At 60.1% G+C, this 18,935-nt stretch carries 14 protein-coding genes and 2 pseudogenes; 7 read left to right on the top strand and 9 right to left on the bottom strand.

Annotation, left to right across the window (positions count from 1 at the left end; all coding sequences use genetic code 11):
- Window positions 1-80: 80 nt before the first annotated feature.
- Window positions 81-518, top strand: coding sequence for a PaaI family thioesterase (locus C7416_RS20525; protein WP_062796033.1), 438 nt, complete (start codon window positions 81-83; stop codon window positions 516-518).
- Between the two features lie 39 nt (window positions 519-557).
- Window positions 558-944, top strand: a complete 387-nt coding sequence (locus C7416_RS20520) for a VOC family protein (protein WP_012354396.1) — start codon at window positions 558-560, stop codon at window positions 942-944.
- Window positions 945-951: 7 nt separating this feature from the next.
- Here the strand turns inward: C7416_RS20520 and tam are convergent, their stop codons facing one another.
- The 5 genes from tam to rpmH all read right to left on the bottom strand — a co-directional run bounded on the left by tam (window position 952) and on the right by rpmH (window position 4,709).
- On the bottom strand, window positions 952-1,722 hold the full coding sequence (gene tam, locus C7416_RS20515; protein ID WP_111520624.1) for a trans-aconitate 2-methyltransferase: 771 nt from the start codon (window positions 1,720-1,722) through the stop codon (window positions 952-954).
- Window positions 1,723-2,013: 291 nt separating this feature from the next.
- The gene (yidC, locus tag C7416_RS20510; RefSeq protein WP_111520623.1) at window positions 2,014-3,684 is read right to left on the bottom strand and encodes a membrane protein insertase YidC; all 1,671 of its coding nucleotides are present in this window, start codon (window positions 3,682-3,684) and stop codon (window positions 2,014-2,016) included.
- 21 nt (window positions 3,685-3,705) lie between these two features.
- Window positions 3,706-3,987 carry a membrane protein insertion efficiency factor YidD gene (gene yidD / locus C7416_RS20505; RefSeq protein ID WP_012354399.1) on the bottom strand — a complete coding sequence of 94 codons (282 nt, stop codon included), beginning with the start codon at window positions 3,985-3,987 and terminating at the stop codon, window positions 3,706-3,708.
- A gap of 10 nt (window positions 3,988-3,997) precedes the next feature.
- On the bottom strand, window positions 3,998-4,513 hold the full coding sequence (gene rnpA / locus C7416_RS20500; protein ID WP_373424915.1) for a ribonuclease P protein component: 516 nt from the start codon (window positions 4,511-4,513) through the stop codon (window positions 3,998-4,000).
- Window positions 4,514-4,574: 61 nt separating this feature from the next.
- Complete coding sequence (gene rpmH / locus C7416_RS20495; RefSeq protein WP_008650850.1) at window positions 4,575-4,709, bottom strand: 50S ribosomal protein L34; 135 nt, start codon at window positions 4,707-4,709, stop codon at window positions 4,575-4,577.
- 811 nt (window positions 4,710-5,520) lie between these two features.
- On the opposite strand from rpmH, the gene dnaA reads away from it, so the two are divergent.
- From dnaA to gyrB, 3 genes are all read left to right on the top strand, one after another.
- Window positions 5,521-7,299 (top strand): chromosomal replication initiator protein DnaA, encoded by a 1,779-nt coding sequence (gene dnaA / locus C7416_RS20490; RefSeq protein WP_111520621.1) that lies wholly within the window; start codon window positions 5,521-5,523, stop codon window positions 7,297-7,299.
- A 368-nt stretch (window positions 7,300-7,667) separates the two neighbouring features.
- Window positions 7,668-8,783, top strand: a complete 1,116-nt coding sequence (gene dnaN, locus C7416_RS20485) for a DNA polymerase III subunit beta (RefSeq protein WP_012351345.1) — start codon at window positions 7,668-7,670, stop codon at window positions 8,781-8,783.
- A gap of 253 nt (window positions 8,784-9,036) precedes the next feature.
- The gene (gyrB, locus tag C7416_RS20480; RefSeq protein ID WP_111520620.1) at window positions 9,037-11,562 is read left to right on the top strand and encodes a DNA topoisomerase (ATP-hydrolyzing) subunit B; all 2,526 of its coding nucleotides are present in this window, start codon (window positions 9,037-9,039) and stop codon (window positions 11,560-11,562) included.
- A 142-nt stretch (window positions 11,563-11,704) separates the two neighbouring features.
- On the opposite strand, the pseudogene C7416_RS20475 reads toward gyrB, so the two are convergent.
- Window positions 11,705-12,034: pseudogene (locus C7416_RS20475) on the bottom strand (transposase); the annotation flags it as partial.
- Between the two features lie 789 nt (window positions 12,035-12,823).
- Here C7416_RS20475 and C7416_RS20470 point away from each other — a divergent pair.
- On the top strand, window positions 12,824-14,146 hold the full coding sequence (locus tag C7416_RS20470; protein ID WP_111520618.1) for a phospholipase D-like domain-containing protein: 1,323 nt from the start codon (window positions 12,824-12,826) through the stop codon (window positions 14,144-14,146).
- Window positions 14,147-14,148: 2 nt separating this feature from the next.
- Here the strand turns inward: C7416_RS20470 and C7416_RS20465 are convergent, their stop codons facing one another.
- Both C7416_RS20465 and C7416_RS20460 read right to left on the bottom strand, forming a co-directional pair.
- Window positions 14,149-15,744: a TRM11 family SAM-dependent methyltransferase gene (locus C7416_RS20465; RefSeq protein WP_181461285.1), complete on the bottom strand. Its 1,596-nt coding sequence runs from the start codon at window positions 15,742-15,744 to the stop codon at window positions 14,149-14,151.
- Window positions 15,745-15,755: 11 nt separating this feature from the next.
- Entirely contained in the window at window positions 15,756-17,168 is a 1,413-nt protein-coding gene (locus tag C7416_RS20460) for a DNA methyltransferase (RefSeq protein ID WP_181461284.1), read from the bottom strand.
- 505 nt (window positions 17,169-17,673) lie between these two features.
- On the opposite strand from C7416_RS20460, the gene C7416_RS20455 reads away from it, so the two are divergent.
- On the top strand, window positions 17,674-18,003 hold the full coding sequence (locus C7416_RS20455; RefSeq protein ID WP_111520615.1) for a DUF1484 family protein: 330 nt from the start codon (window positions 17,674-17,676) through the stop codon (window positions 18,001-18,003).
- 163 nt (window positions 18,004-18,166) lie between these two features.
- Here C7416_RS20455 and C7416_RS20450 read toward each other — a convergent pair.
- Window positions 18,167-18,778 (bottom strand): annotated as a pseudogene (locus tag C7416_RS20450) (EAL domain-containing protein); the annotation flags it as partial.
- Window positions 18,779-18,935: the final 157 nt, after the last annotated feature.

Raw genomic sequence — 18,935 nt, 5'->3', positions numbered from 1 at the left:
TGCGATTGGTTGACAGGCCGCGGCCTTCACGCTGGAATGCGCAGATCCGCCAGGACCAGTGCCCACCCACAAGGACCGCCATGACCACCGAACAGGAACGGCTGCTGCTGCGCGACACCATCGAGGCCGGCTTCCGCCAGGCCGCCTTCGTCAACGACGTCGGCATCGCGCTGGCCGACTGCGGGCCCGGCTGGTGCGAGTCGACGCTGGCCATCACGGCGCGCCACCTGCAGCACGGTGGCATCGTCCACGCGGGCGTGCAGGCCACCATGGCCGACCACACCGCCGGCGCCGCGGCGTCAACCATCCTGGAAGCGGGCCAGCACGTGGTCACCGCGGAGTTCAAGATCAACCTGCTGCGTGCCGTGCGCAGCGAACGGCTGCGCTGCCGCGCCGACGTGCTCAAGTCCGGCCGCTCCATCATCGTGGTCGAGGCCGACGTGTTTGCCGATGTCCACGGCGAATCCGTGCTGGTGAGCCGGCTCAACGCCACCATGAGCGTGCTGGACCTGGCCTGAGGAAACGCCCGCTCCAACCATCGACAAAGGAAGCCACCCATGATCGACCACACCGGCGTCAGCGTCAGCGATTACGAGAAAAGCCGCGCCTTCTACCAGGCGGCGCTGGGTGCCATCGGCTACGTGCTGGACAAGGAATTCCCGGCCAGCGTCACTGGCAGCACCGACGTGGCCGGCTTTGGCACGCCCGGCCATCCCGACTTCTGGATCCACCGCGGCACGCCCAACCAGCCGCCGGTGCACGTGGCATTCCGCGTCGACAGCCGCGCGACCGTCGATGCGTTCCATCGCGCGGCACTGGCCGCGGGCGGGCGCGACAACGGCGCACCGGGCGTGCGCGCGCACTACCACCCCGACTACTACGGCGCCTTCGTGCTGGACCCGGACGGCCACAACATCGAGGCGGTCTGCCACAAGCCGGCGTAACGCGCCTTTAGCGCGTCGCCACGATAAACAGGCGCGGGAACGGCAGCAGCACCGAGCCGTCCGGCAGCGCCGGGTACGCGTTGGCGATCTCGGTCTGGTAGCGCGCCAGGTAGGCGGCACGCTCGGCCTCGTCCAGCGGCTGCAGAAACGGCCGCAGGCCGCTGCCCTTGAACCACTCCACCACCGCGGCCGCGCCGCCGGCGAGCGGATGGTGATAGGTGGTCAGCCACACGTCCACGCGCTGGCATAGCGGGCGCAGCAGCTCGTAGTACCAGCGCGCCGGCGCACGTTCTGCTCGGGCCTTGCTGGCGCTGGCCAGCTTTTCGGCCCACGGGCCTTCCGCCGCCACCCGGCGCATCAGCTGGTGCGCGGGTTCTTCCAGGTTGTCCGGCATCTGCACGGCGAGCGTGCCGCCCGGGGAAAGCTTCGAGACCAGCTCAGGGAACAGGCGGCCGTGGTCGGGCAGCCATTGCAGCACCGCGTTGGCGAGGATCACGTCGTACGGGCCGGCCTCGTCCCAGGCGCCGATGTCGGCCACGCGGAACTGCACGTCGGGCAGGCGCTTGCGCGCGGCGTCGATCATGTCCGGCGAGCTGTCCAGCCCGGTCACCGAGGCACCGGCATAGCGCGCCATCAGCACCTCGGTGGAGTTGCCGGGACCGCAGCCGATATCCACCGCGCTGCGCGCGATCTCGTTGGGAATGGCAGCGACAAGGTCGCGGACCGGGCGGGTGCGTTCGTCTTCGAAGGCGACGTATTGGTGGGCGGACCAGCTCATGGGGGTCTCCTGACGGTAAGGGCAGGCCAGTAGCATACGCCTGCCGTAGCCAACGCCGATTGAACCAGGCTCCCCTCGCCCGCTTGCGGGAGAGGGGTGGGGGAGAGGGCGGGAGTGTCGACGAAGTGAAGCGCGTCGGTATGCCAGCGCCTGCCCTCTCCCCCGGCCCCTCGCCCGCGCGCGGGAGAGGGGAGCAAACCGTCGGGATCGCGAAAGCGCTCAGCCCTCAGCAAAAACAAAAAAGCCCGGCATCTCTGCCGGGCTTTCCATCACCGCATCTTGCAACAGGCTTTAGCTCTTGGCCACCACCGCGGCCTTGCCCTTGCCCAGCATCCGGTTGATCTGCCACTGCTGCGCGATCGACAGGATGTTGTTCACCACCCAGTACAGCACCAGGCCGGCCGGGAAGAAGAAGAACATCACCGAGAACACCAGCGGCATGATCGTCATCACCTTGGCCTGCACCGGATCCGGCGGGGTCGGGTTCAGCTTGGTCTGCACGAACATCGACACGGCCATCACGATCGGCAGGATGTAGAACGGATCCGGCACCGACAGGTCCTTGATCCAGCCCAGCCACGGCGCGCCGCGCATTTCCACCGACGACAGCAGCACCCAGTACAGCGCGATGAACACCGGAATCTGGATCACGATGGGCAGGCAGCCGCCGAGCGGGTTGACCTTCTCGGTGCGGTACAGGCCCATCATCTCCTGGTTCATCTTCTGCGGGTCGTTCTTGTAGCGCTCGCGGATCGACGTCATGCGCGGCTGCAGGTCCTTCATCTTGCCCATGGACTTGTAGCTCGCTGCCGACAGCGGGAAGAACACCAGCTTGATCAGCACCGTCAGCGCGATGATCGACCAACCCCAGTTGCCCAGGAAGCCATGCAGCTTCTCCAGCAGCCAGAACAGCGGCTTGGCCAGGATGGTCAGCCAGCCGTAGTCCTTCACCAGCTCCAGGCCCGGGGCGATCTTCTCGAGCATGTGCTCTTCCTGCGGACCGGCGAACAGGCGCGCATCGGTGCTCACGCTCGCGCCCGGGGCCAGTTCGCCCAGCGGCTGCTGGATGCCCACGCGGTACAGGTGCGGATCGATCTGCTGCACGTAGAAGGTGCGTTCCTTGCCGGTCTGCGGAATCCAGGCCGAGGCAAAGTAGTGCTGCACCATCGCCACCCAGCCGTTGTTGGCGGCGGCAGGCACGGTGGCCTTGCCCTTGGCGATGTCTTCGAAGTCGATCTTGTGGTACTTGTCGGCGTCGGTGTAGACCGCCGGACCGGTGAAGGTGCTGTAGAACTGCGACTGCTCGACCTTGCTGCCGTCGCGCGCCAGTTCCAGGTACAGCGTCGGCGAGACCGGCGCGGTGCCCGCGTTGGTCACGTCGAACTTGCTGTCGACCACGTAGCTGCCCTTGCGGAAGGTGTAGGTCTTGACCAGCTTCACGCCGTTCTTCTCGGCGCTCAGCACCACCTGCAGCTGCTCGGCGCCGTCCAGCGTGCGCGGGCCCGGGGCCGCGGTGAACAGCGTGGTGTGGTTGGGCAGGTCGCCGCCGATCAGGCCCGAGCGGGCCATGTAGGTGCGCACGTTGTCGCGCTCGAACAGCACCACCGGCTTGCCGTCCTTCTCATGCTCCTTGAGCAGCTCCAGGCGCGACACGATGCCGCCGGCGGTGTCGATCTCGGCACGCACCGTGTCGGTGGTCACCACGATCTTCTCGCCGGTGGGCTGGGCCACGGCCTGCGGCGCGGCGCCCGCGGCCGGGGCGGCTGCGCCCGGCTGGACGTTGGCCTTGGGCACGTCGCCCTGCGCGGCCGCGCCGCTGGCGGCCGGCGCCGAAGCGGCCTGCTGCTGCGTCGTGCTCGGGAAGAACATCGACGCATGGCCGTTGGCGCGTTGCCAGTTGTCGTAGAGCAGCACGAGGGACATCGAGAAGATGACCCAGAGGATGGTGCGTTTGATATCCATGTCTGGCTGTGGTCGGAAAAATCAGGGTCTGGGCAGACGGATTGCCACGGGCGCATGGCCTGTGGCGGCATGGACTGGCGTGTCAGCTTCCGTGCCCGGCACGGGATCATACCCGCCTTGGGCGAAAGGATGGCAGCGGCACAGCCGGCAGGCGGCCATCCAGCTGCCGCGCGCGGCGCCATGATGGACGATGGCGTCGCGGGCGTAGTCGGAACAGGTCGGCAGGAAGCGGCACTGCGAGCCCAGGTAAGGGCTGAGGGCGATCTTGTAGACGCGCAGCAGGGCTAGCAGGATTCGCTTCATGGCGGGGCGGTCAGGCTGGCTGGCCTGGTGGCTGGCTTGGCGAGGGGCTCGCCGGCGGCGCCGCGGTGGGCGGTGCCGGGGGCGAGGCAGGCGGCGCGGGTGGCGGCAGTGGCTTTGCTGCTACCTCGAGCAGGCTGGCGATTTCCGCCGCGCATGCCCTTCGGACCGCCGCGCGCGTCGCAAATTCCGCGCGCGGAAACTTCGCTTGCAGGCGCAGCAGCACGTCGCGACCCACCAGTTGTTCGCGGCGCTGGCGGAACAACTCGCGCGCCATGCGCTTCACCAGGTTGCGCTCGGCTGCGCGCGGCGCGAACTTCTTGCCCACCACCACGCCCAGGCGGCCTTCCGGCCGGTCGTTGGGGCGGACATAGAGCACGAAGTGGGTGCTGCGCCGCCGGGGCCGCAAAGCAAAAACGGATGAAAACTCATCCGTCTTTGTCAGCCTCGCGGCTTTGGGAAAGGCAAAGGTAGACACGCCTGGCAAAGCTAGCGGGAACACTGCACCCTGCGGCAAGCTACCGGCCATCCGGACAGCGAGGCGGTTGGCCTGGACCGCGTTGCCGCGGTCCGGACCGGTCGCCCGGCCCTTAGATGGCCAGGCGCTTGCGGCCCTTGGCGCGGCGTGCGTTGATGACGGCACGGCCGCCGCGGGTCTTCATGCGGACACGGAAACCGTGGGTACGCTTGCGGCGGGTAACGGAAGGTTGGTAGGTACGTTTCATGTTGCACTCTCTGGTTGATCTGGGCGCGCCTGACTTCGGCCGGTGCCGGGGAGCCGTGGCCGCCGCGTATGGTTCGCATGGGGCTGCCGCTGGCAAGGAACTGCCGCGGTGTTGCCGACGATTCTGGTTCTGTCTTGCTGCCGGCCGGCGGCGCGATGCAGGCGTGGCCTGTGGGCGCGGACGGCACGAACAGGCCAGACCCGGCGATGCGCATACGTGATCCCCTGCCGCATCGCAGAACCCGGCATTTAACCCAGTTTCAGCGGCGATGTCAAGGCGCAGGTCTGTGTGCACCGGCACAATTGCCACACCGCCATGTGCCCCGTGGTGGCCCATTGTCCACAACGACCAGTGGGTAACTGCGTGTGACCCGAGGGGCACCTCTATTGCATCCATCCACAGGCGAAGTCCCTGTTTTGCCTGAATTTTTGCCCTTTTTCGCACCCCGGAAACCCGCATCGCAGCAGGGGTTGTGCACATCAATCCACTGCATTTGCACAAGTTGTCCACAGACTTATCCTTTGTGGATAACTCAGGGGCGGGGGTACAATCCGGGTCCAAACACAACACGGGCTGCGTGGCGCAGGCGCAACCCGGGCCCCCACCGCGACAACGCATGAGTTTACGCACGCCAGTGCGGCGAGCCAGAAGGTTCGCTGCCGGCGGCATGGCATGCCGCGGTGCCCTTGGCGGAGGGAATCGATTCCCAATACGGCCGAGGCGGTCCGGAATGCGCGGCGCATACGCCGCCCGTGGCGTACCCAGTGCTGCTGACGCAGCGGTGCCGGATGCGATTACTCAACAACAAACAATGCAAGATTTCTGGCAGGCGGCAGCCGCGCAACTCGAGCGCGAGCTGACGCCGCAACAGTTCAAAACGTGGATCAAGCCGCTGGCGCCCGTTGCGTTCGATGAAGAAACGCATGCGCTGCGGATTGCTGCGCCCAACCGTTTCAAGCTCGACTGGGTCAAGAGCCAGTTTTCGGGGCGCATCACCGCCCTCGCCTGCGAATACTGGGAAGCGCAGGTCAGTGTCCAGTTCGTGCTCGACCCCGCCGCCTCCGGCCGCGCCGCTGCCTATATGCAGCCGGCCCAGCCCGGCATGGGCGCCGGCGGCATGGACCGCATGGAGCATCACGCAGCACCGGGTACGGGCATGGGTGGCTATCCCGGCGCCCAACCCGGCCAATCGATGGGCGGCCAGGCCCCGTTTGCCATGCCGGGCCAGCCGACGCAGCCCGGCTATGGCGAATACCCCACCGCGGCCGCGTACGGCCTGGGCCAGCCGTCATATGGCCACCCCACAGGCAACCCGGCCGGCATGCCCTCCGCCGCCCCGGTTCCGGCCGGCGCGCGTGGCCAGGGCATGGGCCAGCATCCCGGCCAGCACCATCCGCAGCACCATCAGCAGCACAACGCCGACCTGGGCGAGATCGACGTGGTCCAGATGGACCCCGCCGAAGCCAGCGCCCGCTCCTACCGCGCGCCGCAGCAGGGCCAGCATCCGCATGCCGCGATGGGCAACGCCGCGCCGATGCCCGGCCACCAGCCCAGCGACACGGTCCACGAGCGCTCGCGCCTGAACCCGATCCTGACCTTCGACAACTTCGTCACGGGTAAAGCCAACCAGCTGGCGCGCGCCGCCGCGATCCAGGTCGCCAACAACCCGGGCAAGTCGTACAACCCGCTGTATCTCTATGGCGGCGTGGGCCTGGGCAAGACCCACCTGATCCACTCCATCGGCAACCACATGCTGATGGAGAACCCGCGCGCGCGCATCCGCTACATCCACGCCGAGCAATACGTGTCCGACGTGGTCAAGGCGTACCAGCGCAAGGCCTTCGACGAGTTCAAGCGCTACTACCACTCGCTGGACCTGCTGCTGATCGACGATATCCAGTTCTTCTCCGGCAAGAACCGCACGCAGGAAGAGTTCTTCTATGCCTTCGAGGCCCTGATCGCCAACCGGGCGCAGGTGATCATCACCAGCGATACCTACCCCAAGGAAATCACCGGCATCGATGACCGCCTGATCTCGCGCTTCGATTCCGGCCTGACCGTGGCGATCGAGCCGCCCGAGCTGGAAATGCGCGTGGCGATCCTGATGAAGAAGGCCGCCGCCGAGAACGTGAACGTTCCGGAAGAAGTCGCCTTCTTCGTCGCCAAGCACCTGCGCTCCAACGTGCGCGAGCTGGAAGGCGCGCTGCGCAAGATCCTGGCGTTCAGCAACTTCCACGGCAAGGACATCACCATCGAGGTGACGCGCGAAGCGCTGAAGGACCTGCTGACCGTGCAGAATCGCCAGATCTCGGTCGAGAACATCCAGAAGACCTGCGCGGATTTCTACAACATCAAGGTCGCTGACATGTATTCGAAAAAGCGGCCTGCCAATATTGCCCGGCCGCGCCAGATCGCGATGTACCTGGCCAAGGAGCTGACGCAGAAGAGCCTGCCGGAGATCGGCGAGCTGTTCGGCGGCCGCGACCACACCACCGTGCTGCACGCCGTGCGCAAGATCGCCGACGAACGCAGCAAGGATGCGCAGCTCAACCACGAGCTGCACGTGCTGGAGCAGACGCTCAAGGGCTGATCGCCGGCTGGTCCCGGGGCGGCTCCCGGGACGGCGTTTTGAAGGGCCAGCCCCGCCGGGCTGGCATACTGTAGGGTGCGCGCCACGGACATCCCGTGGCGCCTGGGGAATTAACGTCAGCGACGCCGGGGCAAGTGTCCGGAAAGTGGCCACTGATAAGGCTTTGCGGTGAGTCGGGACGGGATGGCAAGAACGATTGGCGCCAGCGTGGCTTTTTGGGCACAGCTGGCCCGCCGGCCGGTCCCGCCCCGCTTCACCGCAGCGGCTTATCCTTGGTACAATGGCACATTAACTCCTTGATTCCTAAGTGAATTTGGAGTTGTTTGCGTTCTGCGGTCGCCGATTACAAACGACGAAGGATAAATTCAATGCAATTGGTCAAAACCTCGCGAGACAACCTGCTGCGTCCGCTGCAAATCGTGAGCGGCATCGTGGAGCGCCGCCACACCCTCCCGATCCTGGCCAACCTGCTGATTCGCAAGTCCGGGTCGAACGTATCCTTCCTGTCGACCGACATCGAAATCCAGATCACCACGCATGCGGAATGCGGCGTCGGCAATGACAGCGTCGCCACCACCGTGGCCGCGCGCAAGCTGCTGGACATCCTGCGTGCCATGCCCGACGGCGACGTCGCCCTGTCGCTCAACGACAAGCGCATGACCGTGCAATCCGGCAAGAGCCGCTTTGCCCTGCAGACGCTGGCCGCCGAAGAATTCCCGACCGTGGCCGAAGCCAGCGAATTCAATGCCAGCGTCAGCCTGCCGCAGAAGACCTTCAAGCACCTGCTGGCGATGGTCCACTTCGCCATGGCGCAGCAGGACATCCGCTACTACCTGAACGGCATGCTGCTGGTGGTCGAAGGCAAGAAGGTCATGGCAGTTGCCACCGACGGCCACCGCCTGGCCTACTGCGGCGTCGAGCTGGAAAACGAAGCGGCCGGTGTCGGCTCGCGCCAGGAAGTCATCATCCCGCGCAAGACCATCCTGGAACTGCAGCGCCTGCTGGAAGACAACGACGATCCGGTCACGGTGCAGCTGGCCGCCAACCAGGTCAAGTTCACGTTCGCCAATATCGAACTGATCTCCAAGCTGGTCGAGGGCAAGTTCCCGGACTTCCAGCGCGTGATTCCCAAGGGCTACAAGAACGCATTCGCGATCGACCGCGTGCAGCTGCAGCAGGCGCTGCAACGCACCGCGATCCTGACCACCGACAAATTCAAGGGCGTGCGCTGCATCCTCGACACGCACATGCTCAAGATCAGCTCCACCAACGCCGACCAGGAAGAGGCGCAGGAAGAGCTGGAACTCGATTACTCGGGCGACGCGCTCGATATCGGCTTCAACGTGACCTACCTGCTCGACGTGCTTGCCAACCTGAAGACCGAGCAGGTGCAGGTCAGCCTCGGCGACTCGAATTCGAGCGCGCTGATCACCGTGCCGGACGACGACAACTTCAAGTACGTCGTCATGCCGATGCGCATCTGATGATCCGGTGACAGGACCTGTGCCACAACCAGCGCAGACAGCAACCGGAGCAGCAAACGGCACGCTACGACACCCGGCCCCGGCCGGTACGTCCAGGGGATGAATATCCCGCCGCGGGGGCAGGATCGTTACGACGATCCGCCCCTTTTGCCGTTTTTAGTAACCCGCCATGCGGACCCATCGCGCCCCGCCGCCGGCATGCCAGCCATGCCCGCCCGGCCCGAATTCCGCATTCGCCGCAAGTAGGAAAGACATGACCGAACAGCAGAAACCGCAACAGGAAAACACCTACGGAGCCTCCTCGATCCAGATCCTGGAAGGCCTGGAGGCGGTACGCAAGCGCCCGGGCATGTATATCGGCGACACCTCCGACGGCACCGGCCTGCACCACCTCGTGTTCGAGGTGCTGGACAACTCCATCGACGAAGCGCTGGCCGGCTACTGCACCGAGATCCAGGTCACCATCCACAGCGACAATTCGATCTCCATCGTCGACAACGGCCGCGGCATCCCGCCGCTGGTCAAGTTCGACGACAAGCACGAACCCAAGCGCAGCGCGGCCGAAATCGCCATGACCGAGCTGCACGCCGGCGGCAAGTTCAACCAGAACAGCTACAAGGTCTCCGGCGGCCTGCACGGCGTGGGCGTGTCGTGCGTGAACGCGCTGTCCAAGTGGCTGCGCCTGACCGTGCGCCGCGACGGCCAGGTCCACCTGATCGAATTCGCCAAGGGCGAAGTGCAGAACCGCATCATCGAGACCGTGCCCGGCCCCGACGGCCAGCCCGTTGAAGTCTCGCCGATGAAGATCACCGGCGCCACCGACAAGCGCGGCACCGAAGTCCACTTCCTGGCCGATGAAGAAATCTTTACCAACGTCGAGTTCCACTACGAGGTGCTGTCCAAGCGCATCCGCGAACTCTCGTTCCTGAACAACGGCGTCCACATCAAGCTGACCGACCAACGCACCGGCAAGGAAGAAGACTTTGCCTTCTCCGGCGGCGTGAAGGGTTTTGTGGAGTACATCAACCGCGCCAAGACCGTCCTGCACCCCAACATCTTCTACGCCAACGCCGAGAAAGACGGCATCGCCGTGGAAGTGGCCATGCAGTGGAACGACGGCTACAACGAGCAGGTGCTCTGCTTCACCAACAACATCCCGCAGCGGGATGGCGGCACCCACCTGACCGGCCTGCGCGCCGCGATGACCCGCGTCATCAACAAGTACATCGAAGAAAACGAGATCGCCAAGAAGGCCAAGGTAGAAACCAGCGGCGACGACATGCGCGAAGGCCTGGCCTGCGTGCTGTCCGTGAAGGTGCCCGAGCCCAAGTTCAGCTCGCAGACCAAGGACAAGCTGGTCTCGTCCGAAGTGCGCCTGCCCGTGGAAGAACTGGTCAGCAAGGCCCTGACCGACTTCCTGCTGGAAACGCCCGCCGACGCCAAGACCATCTGCGGCAAGATCGTAGACGCCGCCCGCGCCCGCGAAGCCGCCCGCAAGGCCCGCGAAATGACCCGCCGCAAGGGCGTGATGGACGGCATGGGCCTGCCCGGCAAGCTCGCCGACTGCCAGGAAAAAGACCCCGCCCAGTCCGAACTCTTCCTGGTGGAGGGCGACTCCGCAGGCGGCTCCGCCAAGCAGGGCCGCGACCGTAAGTTCCAGGCCATCCTGCCGCTCAAGGGCAAGATCCTGAACGTAGAGCGCGCCCGCTTCGACAAGATGCTGTCCAGCCAGGAAGTGCTGACGCTGATCACCGCGCTGGGCACCGGCATCGGCAAGGACGACTACAACCTGGACAAGCTGCGCTACCACCGCATCATCATCATGACCGACGCGGACGTGGACGGCTCGCACATCCGCACGCTGCTGCTGACGTTCTTCTATCGGCAGATGCCGGACATTATCGAGCGTGGGTATGTGTATATCGCGCAGCCGCCGCTGTACAAGATCAAGCATGGGAAGGATGAGCGGTATATCAAGGATGATGTCGAGCTGAATGCTTATCTGTTGAAGTTGGCGATGGAGAAGGCGGCGTTGGTGCGGCCGGATGGGTCAGAAATCAGTGGGGATGCGCTGACTGAACTGGCTCGTCAGTACCAGTTGACCGAAGGCGTGATTGGGCGCTTATCGCGGGTTGTGGATACCGACGCGCTGCGGGCTATTGCGGATGGGGTGACGCTGGATCTGGATAGTGCTGCGGCGGCGGAGGCTTCAGCGGTGGCGTTGAAGGCTAAGCTGGCGGAGATGCATGCCAAGACGTTGATTGGGGCTGCGGTGAATGATGATGGCACTGCTGATGTGTATGCCCAGTTTGACGAAAAGACTGACAAGCATCGGCTGATGATTGCGCGGCGTCATCATGGGAACGTGCGGTTGTCGCATTTGGATGCTGATTTTGTTCATGGGGCGGATTACGCTGCGCTCTCCAATGCTGCGAAGACTTTCCAGGGGCTGACGCCGGAAGGGACTAAGGTGCAGCGGGGTGAAGGGGAAAAGTTGCGCGATCAGACTGTCAACGACTTTCACGGAGCGATGCAGTGGTTGCTTGCTGAAGCCGAGCGTGGCGTTTCTCGTCAGCGCTATAAGGGTCTTGGTGAGATGAACCCTGAGCAGTTGTTTGAGACCACCCTTGACGTTACCCAACGACGTCTGCTGAAGGTGCAGATTGAGGATGCTATTGCTGCTGACCAAATCTTCACCACCCTTATGGGGGACGAGGTGGAGCCGCGACGGAACTTTATTGAGTCCAACGCCCTTGTCGCGCGGAATATTGATGTTTGATGGTGTTCCTTGTTAGGGCCTGTCAGCAATTTTTGTGTTCAGAGCAGTTAAAGGCTCACCGTCAACTTAGCCGGTGAGCCAGCATTATCTCAGCGATGCGGGTGGGTGAAGCGCCGTTCCTCATGGAGAATCGCAAACTGGTTCATGGCAGCCTTCCAATCATGCGTTGAACATCAGGGACCGCAATCAGGATGTCGTGCTTGCCACGGGTCTTAAGGTACTTGAACACCTTCATCAAGAACTTGGCGCTTTCGGTGCTCTCGATCCACAGGCCCAGGATGTCGCGTGTGCCGTTGGGCAGCACGCCCAACGCCAATGACGGCCTTGTTGCGTACCACGCCATGTTCGCGCATCTTGCCGCAGCGCGTCGAACAAGACCACCGGGTACATCGCCTCCAGCGGGGCGGGCTTGCCAGGTGGTGGCCCCGTCCATGACCGCATCGGTGACAGAACTGATGAACTCGGGCGAGCCCTCGGTGCCGTACTGTTAAGACCGTCTTAGCGCTCTTGCCGTTGCGCTGGTTGGCTGTGCCGGCCGGGCGCTCTGCGCCAGCCTGGTTAGCCCAGATGATGGCCAAGCTCGGCGCTCAAGGCCTGCTCAATCAAGGGTCTTCTTGAATGCCATTGAGGCGTCCTGCACGGCCTCCGCAGTCATCGGGCCCTTTGCGAAATGGGCGATCAGATCCTTGGGAATGGTCGGCAGTTCACGATCGGCGGCCTGGCTCGTCTTGTTTCCACGGCGAGGGCGCCCATAACCAGAAGACGCTAAGCAGCCCTCGTTGCATCCTCCCAGACCAGTTTCCCGTACGACGAAAGATCCTCCCCCTCTGAAAAGAATCTCCTTCTTATGCGGCTAACAGGCTGTTAGCCAATTGGCGTCGTATCTGGGCCGTGCTGCAAGGCGGACAAAAAAACGCGAGTTCCCATGGAACTCGCGTGCAGCTCGCTTTCGCCGCCAACATTTGCTCAATTTCCGTCGCAAGCACCAATGAGCACCCATTGCAACGACTACACCTTCTGCCGGTATGAGGCCCCTTACTGTGAAGCGCCTCCCTTAGGGCCGGCAATCAGGGTAACAGTATAAGCTATCTCGTCGGGAAGACCTTCATGATGTCCTTTACTGGCATCTATTAGCGCGGCATCAAAAAGCGATGTAGTATCCGTAGGCACCGATGGCAGCACCTCGACTGATGAAAAGGCGCCCTCGGCCAGCAGACTGATGGTACGTTGAGACAATTAGTGGATATAACTTTTTAGCGACATGCTTACCCTAATAGCACAGCCTGATCACGATTTTCGTCTGGGCGATTTTCTAACATCCGAATTCAATAATTCGAAATGGACTGAGTTCCAAGCTGCTATAGCGTTTGCGAAGAAATCCGGTACTCAATATATCAAGCCAGGTTTGGAGAAATTTGCAAAAAATGCTACGGTGCGCATCTCCGTGGGAATAGACCATGGCGGAACTTCGCGTGAGGCGGTGCTCGACTTGCTGGAGGCCATTCAGCCGAACGGAGAGATGTGGGTGTATAAGAACGCTGCAAATACTTTCCACCCTAAGGTGTATCTCTTCAGGAATGATGCGGAGGCCGTTGTCGTAGTTGGTTCGGGAAATCTTACAAAGGGAGGCCTCTACGAAAACAGTGAAGTGTGCGTTCAGATTCACCTCAATTTCGGGAATGCAGAAGATTGCAGGTTTTTCGATTCCATACAAGAAATATTAAATAAATGGAGTCAGCACACTCCGCACATTTGTCTCCTTTTGGATGAGCAGCTCATAAATCGACTCGGTGAAAGTGGTGAACTTCCTACCGAGGCAGAAGCAAGCAGTGCAATTGGCCAATCCAAAAAAAGTCTTTCTTCGGGCAAGGACTCAAATAAATCACCGTTTAAGTCCCTCGCAGTGCCCGCGGCACCGACTCCATCTAATGGGGCACTGAAAAATGGCGCACCTGCATCGCCGACAAAGTCGTCGAAGAGCTTGCCGGGGCAGGTGCCAACGCCTGTAGTGGTGAATGCGAACGTCAACGGAACCCCATCGGTAACATTTGCAATGACCTTACAAACCACTGATGTAGGGGTGGGGCAAACGACTAAGGGCGCACAACAGCGTTCTCCCGAGGTATTTATTCCGCTGCGCGCTCTAGATTTGAAGCCTTCCTTCTGGGGTTGGCAATCTCCATTTATTCCGGATCCTGCAAAATACAAAGTGGATGCTCAATGGAGAGCAAAACCAAAAAATGCGGCCTGGATTAAGAGTGAATCAGCAAAAGCGAATCGGGTGGCACGCCCTCTTGAAAAATTGGACTGGCAAAATGTAAGAATTAGGCTTGCAGGCCATGCCGGAGATTTGCAGGCCACCCTGTGGTTTAATCCTCAGAAAAAAGACATTCGAATTAGAGAGTCAACGATTAGGGCTTCTGGTAATGTAGATGATATTTTCCTGCTGCGATCAGCTCCCGCTGGATCGTTGCATACCTATGAGCTCGAAATCATAAAGAAAGGGACGCCACAATACGCTCAAATTTTGCCTAAATTAACAGTAAGGATATCAAACTCGAAAAAGAGAATTGGCTATTTATGAGTTCATCGAGGAGGTTTTCGGAAAACTAAAATTTCCTCGGAACCCATTGCATTCTTCTTGAAAATATCCCTAGAAACCAGCATTTCCATAGACAAGGGTTCACCGACCTCAAATCCCACATCGCTGGCTACATCCTGGAGCAAGTTTGCTGTTTGAATATCAACTCGATGCCCGCCCGCTATTGTGTGATTATTGCCAACCACGACAAATGCGGAGCATCCGGGTTTGAGGCTGGTTTTCATTCCGACAATTACTTCCTTCATGTCGAAAAAATACTTCGAAAGTAATGCTGGTAGATTGCGCCTTCGAAACCCTACCTCAGTCGCGGAGTTGAGCGAATGAATTTGATCAATCAAAGCGATTACAGAAGAGGGCAGAAAGTTTTTTTCAGCCAAGTAACGTGCCCAATGCTCCTTTCGAGTGCGCTCTGTAACTTCCCGATTTCCGATCATGGCTTGGTCACGCGTTCGGTGTTCGGGGCGCGGCAATAGTCCCAAGTAGCAAAGACTTAATCGGTCAGTGTCCAAATAAGGTAGCGCGGTCGCGTACGGCGGGGAAGTGATTATCACATCAACACTATTCTCGCCCCAGACTTCGGCGCATCTCCTAGCATCTCCATCAGCTATCTCGAAATCTAAATCGTCCAACGAACCGTTCTGATAGAGAAATGCAAGCACTGCTCGGACTGAACGTCCGATCTCCTCCAAAAATTCCTTTTTTGGATCGATTTCGATGTCCAGTCTTACTTCTTTTCTGATGCGAAGGTCTTCGCTCTTCTGCCAAGACACACTTCTAATAATGTTACTTAGCGCTATGCGAGCCAAAGCACGTGCGTATTTATCCTCCAACCGAAAAATTGCTTGACTAATGTCATCCAAGCCGGCGAGAACGTCATCGGAAAACCAACTCTTCAGATATCGCTGGTCCTCTTCGGGCAAAGATGAAAGATGTTCAAGCTTTTTTGCGACACGAGGTTCGACGGCGAGTAGTTCGTCGCGTAGTTGCGTATAACTCGCCGCTAGTGCCTCGGCATCAGCGCGAAGCAGGTTGGTTTTTGTATTACCTAGCAACGTTGAGAGAGGATTCATATCCAATCCTCTACCCCGGCATCCAGCAAGTACTGCCTCAACAACGGTAGTTCCACTACCACTCATTGGGTCAGCAACAACACCACCCGGACGAGTCCCGGAAATATTGATGAGTGCTCGAACAAGTTGAGGGAAGAATTTCCCTCTGTATTCGTGAATTCCATGCGTGCCATAACGCAGGCATCGCCGATTCGGAAGAGGTATCTCGGTGGAAAATGGTAGCTGCTCGCGAAGGGAATCTAAAGCGATACCATTGCGAACGACGTTTACGGTGGATTCCCTTAGGGACTGAAGGGTAATTTGGACCCCCCGAGAGTCCTGTATGGACTCCCAGTACGCAAGTCGGTCAGCGAGCGCACTTCGGCTCAATGTTGTATCTACGCAATAATCAGTATTGCAAATTTTTGCAGTACTCTGCGACTCCGGGTATGACCCGGTCAGAGCCTTTACTTCGCGAAAAGCTAATTCGCGCTCAAAAGGCTGAATATATGGCTTGATTTTCAGCTTCATGGTTTGCTGCATTATTCCCCCGCTCGATTTTCGAGTATTAGGATGTCCTCGGTTTTTATCTTTCCTATTGCGGGATTAAAGGCCTTCTTTGTGGCCTGCATGTTTCGTGTCAATCGAGCGACTTCTTTAAATCCTGCTCCGGCTCCAGCGGCGCTAATAAGGTCAGCGTTGTTAATTCGCTCACCACGCAACGTTGAATCGCCAACGACGAAGCATGCAAAGCCGCCGGGCTTTAATTTGTCTTTGAGCCATTCGAAGATTGCATTGAACTCGGTTCGGAAGGTATCGACAGTGGCGGCGGTCTTGGCTTTACTGCTGTACTTGCGATGGCTACCTATCTCTTCCTTCTTGAATTTCGGTTGATCCATCTCGAGCCACAGCATCCGCGTCATGTGATACAAATGGTAGCTATATGCATTTGGATATGGCGGCGAACAAACCATAAGATCGAGTTGGGGAACATCAGGTGCCTGAAGAAGACTGGCCTCGACGATTTTGCAATTAAATCTTGGCTCTGCTAACTCAGTAAACTCGGCCGCGACGCGAAGCGTCTGGTCTAATGTTCTGGCAAATCGCTTGCATGTTTCCCCTGGGAGGATTCCCTTCTCCCGACGGACATAACGTGTATCTGAGTCTTGCTTGGATACCGCAACAATTATCGCCGAGAAAGCCACTAGCGCCAGGTCTCGACTATTCTTTGATGTAAGTGCGTTGCAACGCTCTTTAATTTCGGCGAGTTCTTCGATTACATCAGGCTGAAACCAGAATTCCAGCTTGTCATAGGATGGCCGCCATGACTTCGATTTGAAAATGTCAACGTTTAATAGAGGCGAACTTGCATTCCGGTCTATCGCCTCACCCATCGTGCGAATCTCGTCCGCCAATGATGCCAACAATCTAGCGTCTTCTTCGGATAGAGCGGTTGTTTTTACTTTCGAAATTAAACAGGCCAACGGGTTTGCATCAATTCCAACAGCATGCCTCTTCAGAGTTAGAGCCTCGACCAACGTGGTACCGCTGCCACAGAAGATATCGCCAATCGTGTCTCCTACGCCTGACAACTCCTGAATAAGTGCATTTGGAATCTGCGGGATGAATTTCGCTGGATATGGATGAATGCTATGCGTCAAATAATTCGTCTTTGCGCCGGCGAAATCCCAGTCGATACGGTCCAAATTGCCCAAGTGCGGGATATCGGATTGCAAACTTGGCTGAGTCGGTAATGACGCGTCTGCTGACTTCGCGAAAAGCCGGATTCGCTCTGCCTCGGCGGTTGAGAAGTGCCTCCACCCGTGTCGGTCACGGCGCGGCTCTTGCACAGAGCCAGCACGCAGCCATCGCAGCAAAGTGTCCTTGTGTATTCCGGCAAGTCTAGCGACCTCTGCGGTGGAGAGATGTGGTGTATTGTCAATATTTGCGCTCATTTGCATATACTTGCATATACGCTAAGTGATTGCAAGGGAACGCGCGCACTTTCGAAAGAGATGAGGCGCACGCTTCACACTGCAGATTAACGCATGTCCTGTGAGTAGCTCCGTTTCGGAGCTTGACTACATCTGGCGGCGGATAAGGGTCGCGGACTGGTCGGCATCAGGACTGTGGCTGCTTGATGTTCAGCGTATCCGATCGTGTCGATCGCTGCTTTGAGATTCGGCTGATTGTTCGTAGTCGACCGCCATCGGAAACTGGTCTGGTCACCACAGCAATGAGTGACCAGGTTTGACAGCCTGTCCCATATATCACGGACGAAGCAGATAGCGGTATCCTCTCGTCCGTGCGCCTACGCGCACGTCCTCCGGGCGGGCCTTGGCAGGGGAGCCTGAGGGCTCGCCGGTTTATATGTGGCCGGTCTGTCAATCCTGCTTCGTGCCCGCCCACCCCGGTTGACAGCGGACAGCGGGCCTCCATCCCACATATACGGAGGTCGCAATGACTAGCACCACCTCAGCTCCCCAAGAACCCACCCTAGCCCAAAAGCAAGCCCAACTAGCCGAAAACCTGGCCAAAGTTGACCGCGCCCAGTTCCGCCGCCGCGCCAAGGCTGCGCCACCGCAACCCAGCAAAGCCGTCACCCTTGAGGACCACATCCTCGAAGTCAGCGACGATCTTCTGCGCGTCAGCGCCGGCTTCCAGTCAGTCCTGACCTTGCTGGACCTGCAGGCCGGCGATATCCCTGACAGCATCGGCCTGCACGCCCTGATTTCGCCGCTCAAGCGGCAGATCGACCGGTGCGCTGATCGCCTGCAGGCGCTTGCTTGACGAGGGACAGGCCTGCGCAATGCAGACCTTACAGTAAAACGGCGCGAGCTGGTCTCGCGCCGTTCTGGTTGTGGCCTGGAGGTTGTGCTGCAAGTTGACGTTCCGGTGTCCAGTCAAGCTCAAGCCCCGACCACCGAAACCTACTGAAAGACGCCCACTCGCCTCAAGTCACCGCACTCACAAACGCCTCAAACGCCCTAGCCTCCACCGGCGGACAAAAGAAGTGCCCTTGCCCGTAATCGCAACCAGCCGCCACCAGAATGTCCCGCTGCGACTCCGTCTCCACACCCTCGGCAATCACCCGAATACGCAGCGCATGCGCCATGCTGATAATGGCGTGACACAACGCCACGTCGTCCGGCCCCCGCGTCAGCGAGCGGATGAAGGACTGGTCGATCTTAATGTAGTCAATGTCCAGCCGCCGCAGGTACGACAAGGACGAGTAGCCGGTGCCGAAGTCGTCGAGCGCGATCTCGATGCCGGCCGCCTGGAAACGGGAGAGCTGGTCCATGACATCGGCGTTCTGCTCCATCAGCGAGCCTTCGGTGATCTCGATGACGAGGCTGCCCACCGGCACGTTCCTGCGCTCGATCATGCTGGACCAGGACTCGGGCCCGCTCGCAGGGGCGCTGAACTCCACGGGGGATTTGTTGACCGAGATCTGGAAGTCCTTGCCCAGCAGCACCTGCCAGCGCGCAAGCTGGTCCAGCGCTTCGGTTAGCACCCAGCGGCCGATGTCGATGATGAGGCCGGATTCCTTCGCAACGGCAATGTACTGGTGCTCCGTCCCTCAGGCAGGATCCCGTCCGGCGCCAATCCGCGCGTAATCAGAGTGTCGGCCATGAGGAATGTGATACGACGAATGTTGCAAAGACGTCAGCGCTTGCAGTAAGGCATCCCCACCAAAGTATGATTTGGATAACATTTCTGGT

The sequence above is a fragment of the Cupriavidus phytorum genome, from assembly GCF_003254285.1.
Lineage (GTDB): Bacteria > Pseudomonadota > Gammaproteobacteria > Burkholderiales > Burkholderiaceae > Cupriavidus > Cupriavidus phytorum.
The sequence above is the reverse complement of the archived record's forward strand: the minus strand, read 5'-3'. Positions and strand labels throughout refer to the sequence as shown.

Excerpts from the sequence above, each read along its gene's own strand:
- C7416_RS20525 (WP_062796033.1), top strand. The coding sequence starts at position 81 with ATGACCACCGAACAGGAACGGCTGCTGCTGCGCGACACCATCGAGGCC.
- C7416_RS20520 (WP_012354396.1), top strand. The coding sequence starts at position 558 with ATGATCGACCACACCGGCGTCAGCGTCAGCGATTACGAGAAAAGCCGC.
- tam (WP_111520624.1), bottom strand. The coding sequence starts at position 1,722 with ATGAGCTGGTCCGCCCACCAATACGTCGCCTTCGAAGACGAACGCACC.
- yidC (WP_111520623.1), bottom strand. The coding sequence starts at position 3,684 with ATGGATATCAAACGCACCATCCTCTGGGTCATCTTCTCGATGTCCCTC.
- yidD (WP_012354399.1), bottom strand. The coding sequence starts at position 3,987 with ATGAAGCGAATCCTGCTAGCCCTGCTGCGCGTCTACAAGATCGCCCTC.
- rnpA (WP_373424915.1), bottom strand. The coding sequence starts at position 4,513 with ATGGCCGGTAGCTTGCCGCAGGGTGCAGTGTTCCCGCTAGCTTTGCCA.
- rpmH (WP_008650850.1), bottom strand. The coding sequence starts at position 4,709 with ATGAAACGTACCTACCAACCTTCCGTTACCCGCCGCAAGCGTACCCAC.
- dnaA (WP_111520621.1), top strand. The coding sequence starts at position 5,521 with ATGCAAGATTTCTGGCAGGCGGCAGCCGCGCAACTCGAGCGCGAGCTG.
- dnaN (WP_012351345.1), top strand. The coding sequence starts at position 7,668 with ATGCAATTGGTCAAAACCTCGCGAGACAACCTGCTGCGTCCGCTGCAA.
- gyrB (WP_111520620.1), top strand. The coding sequence starts at position 9,037 with ATGACCGAACAGCAGAAACCGCAACAGGAAAACACCTACGGAGCCTCC.
- C7416_RS20470 (WP_111520618.1), top strand. The coding sequence starts at position 12,824 with ATGCTTACCCTAATAGCACAGCCTGATCACGATTTTCGTCTGGGCGAT.
- C7416_RS20465 (WP_181461285.1), bottom strand. The coding sequence starts at position 15,744 with ATGAAGCTGAAAATCAAGCCATATATTCAGCCTTTTGAGCGCGAATTA.
- C7416_RS20460 (WP_181461284.1), bottom strand. The coding sequence starts at position 17,168 with ATGAGCGCAAATATTGACAATACACCACATCTCTCCACCGCAGAGGTC.
- C7416_RS20455 (WP_111520615.1), top strand. The coding sequence starts at position 17,674 with ATGACTAGCACCACCTCAGCTCCCCAAGAACCCACCCTAGCCCAAAAG.